The sequence below is a fragment of the Pontibacter sp. Tf4 genome (genome assembly GCF_014212495.1).
Lineage (GTDB): Bacteria > Bacteroidota > Bacteroidia > Cytophagales > Hymenobacteraceae > Pontibacter.
Genome location: NZ_JACKZC010000003.1, coordinates 258,026 through 275,325 on the forward strand (window position 1 = coordinate 258,026; position 17,300 = coordinate 275,325).

The 17,300-nt window shown below is 48.9% G+C and carries 10 protein-coding genes; 9 read left to right on the plus strand and 1 reads right to left on the minus strand.

The window, feature by feature from the left end:
• Positions 1-87: 87 nt before the first annotated feature.
• The 9 genes from H7F15_RS06640 to H7F15_RS06680 all read left to right on the plus strand — a co-directional run bounded on the left by H7F15_RS06640 (position 88) and on the right by H7F15_RS06680 (position 13,565).
• Positions 88-1,614, plus strand: a complete 1,527-nt coding sequence (locus H7F15_RS06640) for a lipopolysaccharide biosynthesis protein (RefSeq protein WP_185196175.1) — start codon at positions 88-90, stop codon at positions 1,612-1,614.
• 20 nt (positions 1,615-1,634) lie between these two features.
• On the plus strand, positions 1,635-2,843 hold the full coding sequence (locus H7F15_RS06645; RefSeq protein WP_185196176.1) for a glycosyltransferase family 4 protein: 1,209 nt from the start codon (positions 1,635-1,637) through the stop codon (positions 2,841-2,843).
• A 23-nt stretch (positions 2,844-2,866) separates the two neighbouring features.
• Complete coding sequence (locus H7F15_RS06650) at positions 2,867-4,165, plus strand: O-antigen ligase (RefSeq protein WP_185196177.1); 1,299 nt, start codon at positions 2,867-2,869, stop codon at positions 4,163-4,165.
• Between the two features lie 52 nt (positions 4,166-4,217).
• A complete protein-coding gene (locus H7F15_RS06655) occupies positions 4,218-5,159 on the plus strand; it encodes a nucleotide-diphospho-sugar transferase (RefSeq protein ID WP_185196178.1) in 942 nt (313 codons plus the stop codon).
• Positions 5,160-5,162: 3 nt separating this feature from the next.
• Positions 5,163-6,410, plus strand: a complete 1,248-nt coding sequence (locus tag H7F15_RS06660) for a glycosyltransferase family 4 protein (protein ID WP_185196179.1) — start codon at positions 5,163-5,165, stop codon at positions 6,408-6,410.
• A gap of 16 nt (positions 6,411-6,426) precedes the next feature.
• Positions 6,427-7,266, plus strand: a complete 840-nt coding sequence (locus H7F15_RS06665; protein WP_185196180.1) for a glycosyltransferase family 2 protein — start codon at positions 6,427-6,429, stop codon at positions 7,264-7,266.
• A 12-nt stretch (positions 7,267-7,278) separates the two neighbouring features.
• Positions 7,279-8,517: a glycosyl hydrolase gene (locus H7F15_RS06670; protein ID WP_255481124.1), complete on the plus strand. Its 1,239-nt coding sequence runs from the start codon at positions 7,279-7,281 to the stop codon at positions 8,515-8,517.
• A gap of 85 nt (positions 8,518-8,602) precedes the next feature.
• The gene (locus H7F15_RS06675; RefSeq protein WP_185196181.1) at positions 8,603-9,487 is read left to right on the plus strand and encodes an alpha-1,2-fucosyltransferase; all 885 of its coding nucleotides are present in this window, start codon (positions 8,603-8,605) and stop codon (positions 9,485-9,487) included.
• 697 nt (positions 9,488-10,184) lie between these two features.
• The gene (locus H7F15_RS06680; RefSeq protein ID WP_185196182.1) at positions 10,185-13,565 is read left to right on the plus strand and encodes a PA14 domain-containing protein; all 3,381 of its coding nucleotides are present in this window, start codon (positions 10,185-10,187) and stop codon (positions 13,563-13,565) included.
• Positions 13,566-13,732: 167 nt separating this feature from the next.
• Here H7F15_RS06680 and H7F15_RS06685 read toward each other — a convergent pair whose 3' ends face one another.
• Positions 13,733-17,290, minus strand: coding sequence for a LamG-like jellyroll fold domain-containing protein (locus H7F15_RS06685; RefSeq protein WP_185196183.1), 3,558 nt, complete (start codon positions 17,288-17,290; stop codon positions 13,733-13,735).
• Between the last annotated feature and the right edge of the window lie 10 nt (positions 17,291-17,300).

The window sequence follows — 17,300 nt, forward strand, 5'->3', positions numbered from 1 at the left end:
GGCAGCCTGCCCTAAACCTATACCCTTAACCTGGCGCCTGCAACAACTATAGCTATAATTGTTGCAGGCCGCCGAGAATATCTGTTTATGAGTAACAATTTGGCATCGAAAGCAGTGAGTGGCATAAAGTGGGGGTCAGCTTCTACGGTTGCCAACGCTGTGATGCAGATCGGCTATACGGCCGTGATGGCCAGGCTTCTGAACCCGGAAGCGTTTGGTCTGGTGGCACTGGCCGGTGTAGTACTACGCTTCGGCTCCTATTTTGCTAACCTGGGCCTCAACAAAGCAATCGTTCAGAAAGAAGAATTAAACCCGGAGCATATACGGGCGGCTTTTACGTCGTCGGTATTGCTGGGCGCACTTTTTACAGCTATTACCTGGGTGGCAGCACCTGCCGCAGCGCTCTTCTTTAAAAACCCTGAAGCGGTGCCTATTATCCGCGTCATGGCCTTTATGTTCCTGATAAACGGCCTTTCGTCAACGGCGGTGAGCTTGATGGAGCGCAACATGCAGTTCAAAGCACTCAGCATCCTCGAAACAATTTCCTACATCTTATCTTACCTGGGCATTGGTGTTATCCTGGCCTACCTCGATTTTGGTGTGTGGGCACTGGTGCTGGCTTCGCTGTCGCAGTTCTTTTTTGTTTCGCTGGGATCTTATGCGCTTACCCGGCACAATGTGCTTTTCCTTTTCGACTGGCAGGCCTATAAGCCACTTTTTGCTTATGGCAGCCGCATGTCCATCATCAGTTTCCTCGAGTTCCTGAGCATCAACCTGGACACCATCCTTATCGGGCGCTTTTTAGGAGACTATAAGCTGGGTATCTATAACCGCTCACGCGAGCTGGTGAGCCAGCCCATGCACATGCTTACCCGCACCCTTATCAAAGTGATCTTTCCGTCTTTCAGTAAAATGCAGTCGGATAACGAAAAGCTGGGGAAGGCTTATCTGTCGAGTATAACACTGCTGGCCGCCATCATTATCCCTATTTGTTTAGGCATACTGGTAGCAGCCCCGGAAATTGTGCGCATCCTGCTTGGCGAGAAATGGGCAGCGGCCGTGCCGGTGCTGCAGATCCTGTGCCTGGGTATCCCGCTTAACTTCCTGACCATGTTTGCCGGTATCATCTGCGATGCAAAAGCGATCCTGGACGTGAAGATCATCCTGAACATAGCACTGATGGGCGTGATAGCCGTTTTCTTTTATTTACTAAAGGATTTTGGCCTGATCGGGTTTGCCTGGGCGGTTGTGCTGTCGGAGGTGGTGAAAATGGGCTTTTACCAGAAGGTGATGAAGGATGCCCTGCATATCAACTATGGACAGCAATTGCTGGCCTATTTGCCTGGCCTGCTGAACGGTGTGTTCGCGGCGGCGGCCATTTACGTAGTTACCTCGTTGCTCAGCAACCTTAATTTGCCTGCCATAGTAGTACTAATAGCACAGATCGCCACAGGTGCCGTAGCACTGGGAGTTTCCACGCTGTTCTTCCCTCACAAACTTCTAAGAGCAGAGATCGGGAAACTACTGTCCAAAATGGGCATCGCTGATAATTCAGCCTCTTACTACGGCCGGATTATCAACAAATACAAAACGTATATTATTAAGGAAGCATAGCGCAGGAAGGTATACAAACTATGGAGTTAACTATTGGGGTCTGCGGACCTATAGGCCTGAATCTACTGGACTGGGACTTAAAACACGAAGAACTGCCCGAGACGAACGCTTTTCCGCTGACGTCTCATTTTATAAATGCTCTGCTAAAAAGAGGCTATAAAGTTATTGGCTATACCAATTCGCCGGTGCTGCAGGAACCTAAAGTGCTGCAAAGCGGCAACCTTACCATTTGTATCAGCACGGTGAAGCCAAAACCAGGGCGCCGTTTCTTTAATTACGAGATCGCTGAACTGCGCAAAATGATAGCGGCCTACCCTGCCGATATCATCAGTGCCTTCTGGACATACGAATATGCCTTGGCTGCTCTGAGGAGCAATATACCTGCAGTGGTCAACATTCATGATGTAGCCCTGAAGATACTGTTGAAGCAGCCCGATGTGTTCCGGTTTGTGCGCTGGATGATGAACTATAGATCGGTGAGCAAAGCCGAGTACCTGGTAGCCAATTCCAACTATACCTATAGTTTGCTTGCATCGGCGGAGAAAGCAAAAACTGTAACTATAAACAACTTTTATACCCCTGAAATTGAAAAGATAAGCAAAACCATTCCTGTGAAGGGCAACTATATCGTGTCGGTGGTGCAGGGCTTTACCAAACGCAAAAACATACACGGCAGCCTGCAGGCCTTTGCCAAAGTGCGCGCCCGCTTCCCCGACCTCGAATACCATTTAGTGGGTGTGGAAATGGAAGAAAATGGACTGGCACACCAATACGCCAAACAACTGGGTATTGCCGATGGTGTGAAGTTTATAGGTTGCCTGGAGTTTGATGACGTGGTAAAAGAGATTGCCGGTGCCAAAGTGCTGGTACATCCGTCGTATGAAGAATCGTTTGGAATGGCGGTGCTGGAAGCCATGGTGGCAGGTACACCTGTGGTAGGCGGTGAAAACAGTGGTTTTGTGCCGGAACTGCTGGCACACGGCAAAGCAGGCCAGCTCTGCGATGTTACTTCGCCGGAGGCAATGGCGAACTGTACTATAAAACTGCTGGAAGACGAACAACTATGGCAGGAAACCGTACGCTACGCAAAACAGTATGCCAAAGCAAATTTCTCTGAAGATGTAGTGCTGCAGCAGCACCTTGCCCTGTTTGGCCGTGTGCTCGGCCGTAAGCTGGTGCCTGCCCAGGAGCCGTATGAGCCTGTACCCGGCCGCCGCCTGAGCGCCTGACCCTACTACTATATTGTAGCCCGATGAAGCTGAACTATACATTCTTATTCCTGCTCCCGCTGGTGCTTATTTTCCTGCTGGACAACCTGTTTATGGAGCTACTGGCGCCCAACAGTGCGAGCGGTGGTGGCACGCTCATCAGCTCTTCGGCCAAGCTCATAGCCGGTATCGCTATTGTGTATAGTGCCCTGTTCTTCCAACGGATGTCGGTGCCAATGAAGTGGGCTTTCTTTTTAACTGCCCTGTACCTTTTTGGCCTGTCGCTGGAATCATACTATAAATACAGCACCTTTTTTGTATACCCGCACGTGTTCCTGAAGGTGATGATCTTTTTTTACTCGCTTTTCATCTATACCTACTATAAAGGGAACAATTACGTAAAAATGCACCACCTGGTGTTCTTTATACTGGGCGGTTTCTGGTTAAACGTACTTGTGGTGAACCCAGATGCCCTTAGCATCTCTTCGTTCACACACCACGAGCGCGGCGTGCATTCCACATCGGTGTACATGCTTATTATACCTTTTCTGTATTTCCTGACACAGTATTTCTTTAAAGCCAAATGGTATAGTTTGCCGATGGCCTTTTTTGTGCTGCTCACTATTTTCTTTTTCCAGCACCGCACCGTGTGGGTTTGTACGGCTATAGTTCTGGGGGTTTACTACCTGCTGTTCCGTTTCAAAACCAATACACCTATCGGTATCGGTAAGATTCTTCCTATCATTGGCATCATCGTAGCGGGTGCTCTGGCCAGCAGTGCCTTCCTGTTCTCCATGCACCCCGAGATCATCACCAAGATCATGGAGAACTTCTCGGATATCGAAAATTTTGATAAACAGGGTACCGGCAGCTGGCGCTACAACCAGTGGATGTCTTACCTCCCTTTTATAAAAGAGAACTTGTTTATGGGGATGCGCTTCGAGGGGTTTGAGCTACCCATCCAGTTTTACCGCGACGACATTGACAAGCCTGTTTTTGAAGACGGGTATGGCCACTTCTTCCATAGTTTTTATGTGGATGTGCTGTTCTACGCCGGTTTGCTTGGTTTATCGCTGTTTTTATGGCAGGCGTTTTATGCTATCTGGAAAGCGTTGCGGGTAAAGCGCCTGAACGAAAACCAGATCATCATGATCGCGTTTATCATCAGCGGCTTTGTATTTGGTATCTCTTATATACTTCCAGCGTATTACTATGGGATACTCGGGCTAACCATTGTGCTGCTCGAGGAAGATGAGCCAGAGAACATATCTTATTTAAAAGAATTTGCTGCCCGTAAAAAGCGTGCGCTGCTGGCACTGAAACAAAGACTGGTCTCGCACTAACAACTATAGGTTTGTAGCGTGCGGGTACTTTTAGATGACAACCCTTATTACTATGCAAACATCTACCAACTATACACAACAACCCTTAGACACCCCGGTGCTTCTGATCATTTTTAACAGGGCACATACTACGCAAAAAGTATTGGACCGCATACGTCAGGTAAAACCAAAGAAACTATACGTTGCCGCCGATGGTCCGCGTCCGGGCCATGAAACCGATGCCGTGCGCTGCGCCGAAGCCCGCGCCGTAATTGAGCAGGTGGACTGGGACTGCGAAGTAAAAACACTTTTCAGAGAGCAGAACTTAGGCTGTGGCGTGGCTCCATCCAGCGCGATCACCTGGCTTTTCGAGCACGAAGAAACCGGTATTATACTGGAAGATGACTGTGTGCCATCAAAAAGCTTTTTCTGGTTCTGCCAGGAACTGCTGGAGAAATATAAAAACGATACCCGTGTAATGCACATCAGTGGCAACAACTACCTGAACGGCTGGCAACGAGACTCAGATTACTCTTATTACTTCTCTAACAAAGTGAACAGCTGGGGCTGGGCAACCTGGCGCCGTGCCTGGCAACTATACGACTTCAACCTGGGCAATTACCCGGAGCTTAAAAACAAAGGCTACCTGAACGGCATCTTCCTGAACAAATTTGAAGAAACCTACCGCTTAAGTAAGATAGAGGAAACTATAGCCAACCTGCAGAAAGGCGATGTATGGGATTACCAATGGGAATTTACCGTGTACTCTAACTCCGGTCTTTGCATTGTGCCGGAAGTGAACCTGGTGAGCAACATTGGTTTCGGCGAAGATGCCACGCACACCTTTAACCAGTTTGAGGAGAAGGCCAAAATACGCGAGAACGAGATCAGTTTTCCGTTGCGCCACCCGCGATTTGTTATTCGCGACCAGGAATCGGACCGCCGCTACTTTAACCGCATGATGCGCGACAAGGCCAGTGCCAAGTTAAAAGCGTTGTTCAATTTTAGTCTGTAAGCCATGAAAGTACTTTTATCGGCATACGCCTGCGAACCGCACCGTGGCACCGAACTGGGCAACGGCTGGAACTGGGCACTGAACACTGCTAAACTGGGCCACGAAGTATGGTGCCTCACAACTATAGAAGGCCGCGCCGCCATAGAAGCTGAGGTAGAAAGGCTGGCCATGCCTAACCTTCACATCGTGTTTGTAGAGCTGCCCTCCTGGATCGACAAAGCCTTTGAATACCATCTGGGTTTTTACTTCCATTACATCGCCTGGCAGCAGTATGCTTACCGCAAAGCCAAAGAGCTGGACAGAACTATAGATTTTGACCTGGTACACCATGCAACGATTGGTAGCCTGCAGCTTGGCACAGCTCTCTGGAAACTAAATAAACCGCTCATTTTCGGGCCATGTGGTGGCGGACAGGAAGCACCTAAAGCTTTTAAAAAATATTTTTATAGCAGTTGGAAAGAAGAAGTCATCCGCTCCTGGATCAGTAAACTGTTGCTGGCTGTGAACCCGGACGTAAAGAAAACCATGCAACGGGCATCGCTGGTACTTACCACTAACCAGGACACCTACGATATGGCAGCCAAGGCCAGCGCATTAAACCCGCAGATGTTCCTAGACACCAGCCTGCCGGAGAGCTTTTACCCCTCAGAATACCCTGTTCGTGAACCTAAAGAAGTACTGAACATACTATGGGTAGGCCGCCTGTTCGCCCGCAAGGGATTACCGGTAGTACTGGAAGCCCTGAAACATGTTCGTCCGGATGTACCGTTTAAGTTGACTATACTCGGCGATGGCCCGATGCGCGACATGGTGCCGCAATGGATAGCTGAAAACAACCTGCAAGGCAAAGTAGACTGGAAAGGCCAGGTGCCGTGGGAAGAAGTAAAACGCGCTTACACCGAGAGCGACCTGTTCCTGTTCTGCAGCTTGCGCGATTCTTCTCCTGCTCAGTTTTTGGAAGCCATGGCCTATGGGCTACCTGTGGTAACACTGGACCTGCACGGTGGTAAAAATCTGGTGCCTGATAGCGCAGGTATAAAAGTACCTGTCACCAACCCTGTCCAAACCTGCAAAGCGCTGGCAAAGGCTGTGGAGCAACTATACGATAACCCGATGCTGCGCGAAGAAATGGGCCGCAACGGTTATGCGTTTGCAAAAACCCAAACCTGGACCTTAAAAACAGAACATATTGCCGGCCTTTATAGTAAGTATACCCAAGCTAAACCCACAGAACTACCTGTTCAACCCTAATTACCCTTAACCCGACATGATCCATATAGTAATACCTGTTTTCAATCGTAAGAATTTTACCCGCGAATGTTTGTTGTCGCTGAAGCGAGGCACTAACCAGAACTATACTGTTATAGTAGTAGACGATGGCTCTACAGATGGTACGGCCGATATGCTGCGCGAAGAATTTCCGGAGGTAAAAGTGCTTTTCGGAGATGGCAACCTGTTCTGGACAGCCAGCGTGAACATGGGCCTGAAACACGCACTGCAGCACGGGGCCGAGTATGTAATGACCCTGAACAACGACCTGGAAGTAGCTGAAGATTTTATCGAGAATACCTACAAGTGGATCCGGCAGAAACCGAATGCGGTGATTGGTGCCCTGGAGATGGATGCCGTTACCCGCGAACCGTTCTGTGGCGGCGAGATCATCGATTTTAAGCGCAACAAAGTACGTTACCTGCTGGATGAACTGCCAAAAGAGAAACAGACAGGTTTGCATGCGGTATCGCAGTTGCCGGGCCGAGGCCTACTTATTCCGCGCGCTGTGATAGAAAAGATCGGCCTGTTCGACCAGGACCGCTTCCCGCATTACGTAGCCGATTACGATTATACGCACACTGCCCTACGCAACGGCTTTGAACTATACGTGAACTACGACGCCAAACTATACACCTACCCCGAAGAGAGCGGCGAGCGCAAAAACCGCAAAGAAAAATCGCTGAAGAACTTTTACAACCACCTGTTTGATATAAAAGGCGGCGGCAACCTGCGCGATTTCACCCGCTTTACGTTAAAGAACTGCCCAACACCGTATATACCATACTACCTGGTAAATGGGGTGGCCCGCCGTATTTTCGGGTATCTGGTACATTAAACTATAAAACTTATGTATCACCGTGTTGGTAACAGCATCTCACCTATTATGGCGAACTATACCAACTATAGATCACTGATAACTATAGCTGCCCTCGCGGCTATAGTTACCAGCTTATACTTTCTGCTGCAGCCAGGGCAAAAAGAGGCTATCCTTACCCAACCTAAAACAAACCAGACCATCGTCATCACGAAAGGCGGCACCTATTCCGGCAACTGGGCATCGTACGATTCTGAAATACCGGCAGTAGATATCCAGACCTCAGAACCGGTTATCATCGAGAATTCTATAGTTAGAGGGGCGGGCTACCTGATTAAAAGCTGGGGCTATGCCTGCAACCTGACCGTGCGCAACACCGAAGGCTTCGGCCTGCCTCCCACTCCCTGGAAAGAATATACCAAACCGCGCTACTTTGTAACAGCCGATGTATTTAAGAATGTGGTGGTAGAAAACTGCTATCTGGAGAACACAGCCGGCATTAATGTATCAGTAGAATATCTGGGCAACGGCTCTGAAAACGAAACCATCAAGATCCTGTACAACAAGGTCAAGAATATTGATGGCCGGATCTATGACAGTGTGGTAACCGTAAACTTTGTAGGACTTAACTTCCGGAACCCTATCCGCCACGCCGAAATAGCCTGGAATGAAGTAATAAATGAGCCCGACAACTCTATTGTAGAAGACAATATCAACATCTATAACACGCGCGGTACCCCCGATTCCCCGATCCGTATCCACAACAACTATATACAGGGCGCTTACCCTTTACCGGCTACTGCAACCGATTACTCGGGCGGCGGCATCATTTCGGATTCTCCTAAAACTGACAGCACCAAATCTACCGCTTACCTCGAAATTTACCGGAACCAGTTGGTAGGACTTGGGAATTACTGCATTGGCGTGGCAAGTGGCAATAACATTAAAGTGTATGACAACACAGCTATAGTTGCCGGCGTTTTTGAGAACGGAAAACGCTATCCTTTCTGGACCAGCGGCATCTGGGTGAAGGACCTTTATAAGATGAAAAGCACGTACAATGTGGAAGTACAGAACAACACACTGGCAGTGGTTGGCCACAATGGCGGCTGGCGCAACGAGTTCCTGGATAGCCTGAAAGTAAAGGACCAGCGCTCCCTCAACCATTTTATAAAAGGCGAAGTAACCAAATCGCTGGAGAAAGAAGAGTACCGTGCCTGGCAACAGAAATTACGGCAGAAGGCCATCCGGCCTGGTCCGGCAAAAGGCTGATGCCCTACGTTCCGGAACACAACAAAAGCAACAGTTACAAGTATAAACTACTGCGAAAACATCAACCCTACTAATCACCCTGACTATGGTTATAGTAAATTATAAAGCCGGGCAGCTGGCAAACAGACTTTTCCATTTTGCGCATTTTATCTCGAATAGTATCGAATACAACTATACGCTCATAAACCCATCATTCAACGACTATAAGCAGTTTTTCACCAGCACTTCTTCCAACAACTTCAACGGGCTGAAGATCAGCACCCAGATAACGCCTGCCGACAAACTGGACGGTTTGATTCGGAAATCGATGCTTGGGATGGGCAAAGTACTGGTAAACCCGCTGAAGAAAACGCCTCTTTACCACTTCCATGATGTGCAGGACTACGACAAACAGGATGTGTGCTATGATATGAACGACCCCGAGTTTGTGGACTCAGCTAAAAAGAGACTTACGTTTATAGATGGCTGGCTGTACCGCGATTTCAGGAACTTCCAGAAACATGCGCCGGTGCTACGCGAGATCTTTACGCCTGTGCCCGAATACCAGGAAGAAATTGAGAAAACAATGGCGCACTGCCGGCAGCTTGGCGATGTGGTTATTGGGGTACACATCCGCCGTGGCGACTATAAAACCTTCCTGAATGGCTGCTGGTACTACGAAGACGAGGTATATGCCGCTAAGATGCGCGAACTGATGGAGCTATTTGCCCAAGAGAACAAAACCTGCGTATTTCTCATCTGCTCCAACGAAAAAATCAATACCGACAACTATAAGGGCATCAACATCGTGACCGGCGACCGCCATTTTATAGTTGACCTTTACTGCCTGTCTCAGTGCGATTACCTGATCGGGCCGCCAAGCACCTTTACCATGTGGGCCTCCTTTTACGGTGAAACCCCGCTTTGCACTTTGGATACTGCTACCAAAAAGGTAACTCCTGCCGATTTTGCTGTCGTAAAAGAAGGTTAAATTTACTGCTTTCTTCTTCTCAACTATAAAGGCCACCTGTTCGGGTAGCCTTTATAGTTACAGCCTCTCCATACCTGCCGATATAGTTTCATCTATATATACCAACTTAGTAATATACAATTCAATTATTTATCCACACCCGATACTTTCGTAGGTAAAGTCCCGTTATTTTGGTTTAACTTTCAGGCAAAGTACAAATATTAGCATTGTTTAATATAATTTATTGTGTAACATTTTCAAGAACTTAAATAAACTAATCAATTTTATACAAATATGATTTTATAAAGTTTTTTAAAATATTTGCAACCTTATAAAAAACCATAAAACAGCTTCTAAGCTTACAAAAGGCATTTTTAACATAATAATCAGATATGAATTTACCCGCCGATTATAATTTTATTCAGAAAAAGAATCGCAAAGTGTAGCATTTCAAAAGTTTTCATCTTTATATTTGCAACATCTTATTTATTAATCATTTAAAGTTTACACGCTTACTGAAACATCAACATTAAGAAGAGCTGATAGTGTAAGGTCGAATTGCCAAAGGTGACACTGCATTATCTGAAAGAGCTCAAACATTAGATAATTTACATTTTTCAACTTTTAGCCAAAGAAAATGAATACACTAACCTCCCAAAAAAAGGGGGCTGGCAGGACCTTGTTTGCCCTTTTACTCTCCGTTCTAGTGTATGTGTTAATGCCATCTCTTGCAAATGCCCAAACCTACAGCGGGCCGCTTGTAATTACTAAAGGTGGTACCTATAAAGGTAACTGGGAATCAAGAGACTCTGAAGTTCCTGCTATCGAAGTGAGAACTTCAGAGCCAGTTATCATCGAACATTCCAACATCCGTGGTGCAGGTTACCTGATCAAGAGCTGGGGCTACAACTGTAACATTACAGTTCGCCACTCAAACGGGTACGGTATTACTCCTGGCCCTTACCGCGATTATGTGAAGTCTCGCCGCTTCCTGACTGTAGATAACTTCAAGAACGTGGTTGTGGAGAACAACTACATGGAGCATACAGCAGGTATCGAGATCGCAACAAACTATACCGGTAATGGTACAGCCAGCGAAACGATCAAGATCCGTTATAACAAGGTTAAGAACATCGACGGCCGTGTTTACAATGGTCAGCATTCGCTTACCAACTTCGTAGGTCTTAACTTTAAAGGCAAGATCCGCCACGCGGAGATCGGCTGGAACCAGGTGATCAACGAGCCAAACAACTCGCTTGTAGAAGATAACATCAACATCTACAACACACAGGGTACATCTGACTCTCCTATCAAGATCCACAATAACTATATTCAGGGTGCTTACCCGATCCCGGCAAATGGTTCCAACTACTCTGGTGGTGGTATCATTACTGACGGCGACGGCGATATTAACGTAGCTCCTGCTTACGTAGAAGCGTATGGCAACCACCTGGTGGGCCTTGGTAACTACTCTATGGGTATGGCAGGCGGTAACAACCTGCGCTATCACCACAACCGTGCGGTAAACGCCGCTACCTTTGCCGATGGCTCGAAGTACAACATGTACACTTCAGGCTACTGGAGCAACGACTATTACAAGAAGAACACAACCTTCAATAACTCGGTTGACAACAACGTGATGGGTATTGTAGCGTGGGGCTGGGAAAACAACCGTAACGATATCTCGGTACAGGAATACGCCAGCTTCTCGAACAACACTGCACTTCCGAACCCGATCTCCCGCCAGACAGAGGCAGATGAGTTTACACTTTGGAACCAGAAGCTACAGCAGAACGGCATCGTGTTAGGTCCTAACGGATCAGGCGGTTCAGGTTCTACTACCTCACCTGCACCAGCTCCTGCTCCGGCCCCTGCGCCAGCTCCTGAAACATCAACCGGTACTACCTCTCCGGGTACAACTGTTGGTACAGGCAAGATCATCGCTGAGATCTGGAACAACGTGAACGTAGAGTCCCCGAGCCAGATCCCGGTAAACAATACGCCAAGCAGCACCAAAGAGCTGAGCTTATTTGAAGCTGCTACCGATGCTGGTGAGAACTATGGCCAGCGCATCAGAGGTTATGTAACAGCACCTGCTTCAGGTCAGTACACTTTCTGGATTGCCGGCGACAACAACGCTGAACTATACCTGAGCACATCAGAAGATCCGGCGAAAAAGGTAAGAATTGCGACAGTGAACGGCTGGACTAACCCACGCGAGTGGACCAAACAGACCAACCAGCAGTCGGCAAAGATCACGCTGGAAGCAGGCAAGCGCTACTATATTGAAGCACTGCACGTGGAAGTAGAAGGTGGCGATAACCTGGCCGTGGGCTGGCAGCTACCAAACGGCACGCAGGAAAGACCAATTGCTGGTACTCGTTTATCAACTATGGGTTCTACGGCTACTGCTCCGGCACCGGCTCCGAACCAGGCACCAAGTGTAACATTAACGGCTCCTAAATCAGGTGCATCGTTTACAGCCGGCACAGCTATCACGCTTACGGCAACAGCAACAGATGCGGATGGTACGATCGCGAAAGTAGAGTTCTTCCAGGGCACTACCAAGATCGGTGAATCAACCAAGAGCCCGTATACTTACAACTGGTCAAATGCAACAGCAGGCAGCTACGCTATCACTGCAAAAGCTACCGACAATGCAGGTGCAACTAAAGCAACTGCCGCAGCAAACATTACCGTAACAGCTCCAACTGCAAGCACCCCGGCACCAGGTACATCAACAGGATCTACCACCGGTACAGGCAAGATCATTTCTGAGATCTGGAACAACGTGAACGTAGAGTCTCCGAGCCAGATCCCGGTAAACAACACGCCAAGCAGCACCAAAGAGCTGAGCCTATTTGAAGCTGCTACCGATGCTGGTGAGAACTATGGCCAGCGTATCCGTGGTTATGTAACAGCACCTGCTTCAGGTCAGTACACTTTCTGGATTGCCGGCGACAACAACGCTGAACTATACCTGAGCACATCAGAAGATCCGGCGAAAAAGGTAAGAATTGCAACGGTGAATGGCTGGACCAACCCACGTGAGTGGACCAAGCAGACCAACCAGCAGTCGGCAAAGATCACGCTGGAAGCAGGCAAGCGCTATTACATTGAAGTGCTGCACGTGGAAGTTGAAGGTGGCGATAACCTGGCCGTAGGCTGGCAGCTGCCAAATGGCACCCTGGAAAGACCAATTGCTGGCAACAGACTGTCGCCAATGGGAACTACTGCACCAGTTGTAACTGAGCCGGCACCAGCTCCAGCTCCTACACCAACTCCGACTCCAGCGCCTGCTCCATCTGTAACAGGTGAGATCTATGCTGAGATCTGGAACAACGTGAATGTAGAGTCGCCAAGCCAGTTGCCTTTAACAAAAGCGCCAAACAGCACGAAGAAGCTAACGCTGCTGGAAGCAGGCACTGATGTAGGTGAGAACTATGGCCAGCGCATCAGAGGTTATGTAACAGCACCTGCTTCAGGTCAGTACACTTTCTGGATTGCCGGCGACAACAACGCTGAACTATACCTGAGCACATCAGAAGATCCGGCGAAAAAGGTAAGAATTGCAACGGTGAATGGCTGGACCAACCCACGTGAGTGGACCAAGCAGACCAACCAGCAGTCGGCAAAGATCACGCTGGAAGCAGGCAAGCGCTATTACATTGAAGTGCTGCACGTGGAAGTTGAAGGTGGCGATAACCTGGCCGTAGGCTGGCAGCTGCCAAATGGCACCCTGGAAAGACCAATTGCTGGTAACAGACTGTCGCCGATGGGAACTACAGATGCCGGATCAGTAACACTTGCATCTACTTCAACGGAAGATACAAACATCACATTCTCGGAAGCTACTGCTTATCCGAACCCGTTCAAGACAGTGCTTACACTGGATATGGGCAGCGAGAATGTAAAACTACAGGAAGTTGCTCTGATGACCCAGGATGGCAACGTGCGCTACAAAGTTAGCTCGCCACAACTGGTAGACAACAAACTGGAAATGGATCTGTCGGGAGTTCGCTTAAGAAGCGGCATCTATCTCCTGAAGTACACGGATTCAAACGGAAATAGCAAATCGCTAAAAGTTGTGAAAGAATAACACAACACTTATTAAAGGGTGTGCTCACTGGGCACACCTTTTTTCATAGCTTACAAACCGGCAAACTATAGTTGCAACTATAACTATAGCTTACCCGGAAATCAAAGAACTCCGCTACCCTTTGGCCAGGTAGCGGAGTTCTGCTTTTAGGAGTGTAAAACAAGTCCTTATTCCAGCACTACAATCTTCCGGTTGATGGTGCCATCCTCCAGTATCAGGGTAAGGTTATACAGACCCGGGCTCAGTTTTTTAGCTTCCACTACCTCGCGCAGCTGTCCATCCTGGGTAGCATGCAGTCTTCTCTGCAGTATCTTTTTCCCGGTAATGTTGGTGAGCATAACCGTCATTTCCTGGTTTGGCTTCAGCTCGGTCATCCACAGGTTTATTCTGCCTGCTCTGGCCGGGTTCGGGTAAGCTTCGAAGAAGCGGTCAAGTTTGTGCTCGTCTTTGGTGCCGAGTGGATTGGTACCACAATAGGCACCTTCGCCGTTGTTATATTCCGCTGTAATCTCAGCAGCAGTCAGGGCACGCTCGTATAGCTTCATTTCATCAATGGTTCCGGTAAAGTGGTAGCCATCGCCCACCGGCAGGTAGCCGATGTTGAGCGGGGCTATCCCTTCAAAGCCGTTCTCATACACCACATCCGCTTCATCCACTTTCACACCATCCACATAAAGTATATTCTTATTGGTAGCGGCATCGCGCACAGCGGTTACAAGGTGCCATTTATTGTCGTTCAGCTTCGGTCCTTTCTCGCCAATATGCTGGCCCTGGTGGTTCTGGTCTTTCAGCATAAAAATGGCCTGCCCGTCCGGACTTGTGCCTATCCACCAGTGCATCTGGGAGGTAGTGGCATTACGGCCAACTATAACCGAGTTACGCTCCACTGTGGTATTGCTGCGCATCCAGAAACTGATCGTGAACGGCGAGCTCTTGCTCCAGCTAAACTTGGAGGCGTCATTCAGATCGACTGCAGCCTGGTTCTGGAACGTTAATCCGCCATGGAATTTACCTTCGCCAGGCACAGGGCATGTCTCGCAGTACGCTACCGAGCCGGATGCAAAATCGCTGATACCATTGTCAGTTGTGGTCTCGTCCATCCCGAAGTAGTGGGCAATGCCTGGTAAACAGTTAGGAAGTTCTACTTTACCGCTGCTGCCTACTGTTATGTTCACCGCTTCAGAGGTCTGGAAGTGCACCCCATCGTCGGTAGCCTGCGCAGTAATGTTGTGCGTGCCATTCGGGGCATCTTTCCAGACAGCGTTAAACGGAGAGGTAATGGACTCGGCAATCTGCGTACTGCCGGCATAATACACAACTTTGCTCCATTTGCGGCTTGCATTGGCAAACTTAACAGTCAGTGGTATGTCCTTTCCTGCCTCAAAAACAGCATTCGGTGCCGGCGATGAAAGACTGACTGCCTGCACTACGCCGCCACTGCAATCCGGGTAAACATCCACATAATCAGTGGCAGACAGGCCTCCGGCATCGGTTACTTTCAGGGTAAAGCGGTAAAAATAGTCTTCCCCGTCGCAACCTATCGGCGATATGGTAGCCGAAGTCTCTTTGCGGGTATCCACCGGCTCAGGGTGGTTGTGCGTGTTATGGTGCAGGGCTACCTGCCAGGCGTAGCTCAACTGGTCTCCGGAGTGTTCTGCATCAGTAACTGTTGCCCGCATGTTGTAAGTGGTCTGCTCCAGTACAGAGTATTTATTATCAGTGGTAGGGCTGGTAATTTTAACGACAGGCGGTGTGTTGTTAACAGCTATAGATACCTTGGCGGTTGCACTGGCACCGCTCGCGTCGGTTACCTTCAGGGTAACGTCAAAGGTTTTTGGGGTTGTAGCCGTAAAGGTGTGCGTCGGGTCAGCTTCTTTTGATACTGCGGAGCCATCCCCGAAATTCCACTCGTAGCTCAATGCACTGTTTTCTTTATCTGTAGATTCGCTGCCTGTAAATTTAACGGTAAGCGGGCTGGTGCCGTATAGTTTGTCGGCCTTGGCCACAGCTACCGGCGGGTAGTTACCATCTGTGTACATTACCCTTACCACCTTAGAGGCATAGTTGATATAGTACAGGCCACCCGTAACCGGGTGCGATGCAAAATCTACTACTATAGCATCGTTCGCTTTAAAGTCCTTGATGGCTTTCAGCTTATGGTTAGCATCGAAAGTAGCTACCTTGATCCAGCCGCCTACATAGTCCCCGAAAAAGTAACTGTTCTGGTACTCGGCCGGAAAATCTTTGCCGGTGTACCAGATACCGCCTGTAGCAGAGTTACCGGTAAACTGCGGCCCTGTTACCCCGGAGTTAGCGTCGCCGATCATGGCTGTGGCTGCATCTTCGCCGTTAAAAATACCTACCCGGGCACCACCGTTGCCATTCCCGATACCCCATTCTATTGCTGGGCGGGCATGCACAAACGTTGGGTATTCCTTTGGTATGGGTTGGTTCCAGTCGCAGAAGTTACCAAAATAAGGTGCTTCGGTACGTTTTGGCTGTTGCAGTAAATTCTGGTAGGTCATGTACTGCTGGTCGCAGCCATTCTGGCCATACAGCGGGTTCGGAGCTGATTTATTCGCCATGTCATAGGTCATGTAATACACCATCTGCTCCAGGCCTTCATACATGGGCCACCCGAAGTTAAGCCCCGGTTTTGCGGCAACGTTTATCTCTTCATAAGATGTCCAGCCGGTATCGCTGATGTAAAGTACGCCCGGACTGGTAGCACTGCCCGAACCTGGCTTAACTGAGAAGCGGAACGGGTTACGGAAACCAAGGGCCCAGACCTTAGAGATAGGTGCATCGGGTTGTTTCGGGTCATAGAACGGGTTACTCTGCAGCCCGCGGCCGGTAGCCGGGTCGATGCGCAGGATTTTACCGTTATACGACTCTAACTGCTGTGATTTGTAGGCACCAATGTTTTCTAACTGCGTGATGATGCCATCTGCCAGTGCCTGTTTGTTATAGGTATCTTTTACAGCGTGCTCAAAGGGGTCGTTTTCGATGTAGCCATAGTCCAGGCCGCCGGCAGAGGCGCCATCGCCAGCCGAAACCAGCAACGAACCATCTTCCCCGAAAGCAAGCGAACCAACGCCATGTGATTCGAAAAGGATCGGAATACCGTTTTGATGCGTCTGACCTATCAGAACTTTACGGCTGGCAGGGTCTGCTATCGTTTTGTTGTTACCGGAAACGGTATAGCGGGTTAAACGGCCTATAGTTGCATTGCGGTACTCGTTGGTGGCAGGGTTGTAAGTGCCTTTTCCATAATGAAACAGATGGTGGCGGTCGACTACATAAAGCAGGTAAATGTAGCCATTGCTCTCAAAATTCGGGTCCAGCTCAAAACCTAGCAGGCCATGGTCGCCCCAGTCACCTACTTCTTCGCTGATATCGAGCACGGGTTGCGGTAGCCGCTGGCCATTCTCCACGATCCAGACTTTACCGGCTTTTTCCCAGACAAACAGCCGTTTACCGTCTTTAGAGAATTTCAGACCCACGGCCATGTTCCATTCGCCGCCTATTTCCTGCTCTATAAAGCCCTCAGGAAGGCCTGCAGAACTTTGTGCTTGAGCAGACGGGAAAGTGGAAAATAAACAAAAAAGGCAGGCAAGTAAGGTAAAAGAAGCAGCTTTCACAGCTGAGCGGTAGTTCTGATAAAGGTTGTAAGATTTATTGTGTATCGGTGTTGGCCGTGGATCTGGCAGGTAAAGTTTACTCATAGTTCGTACG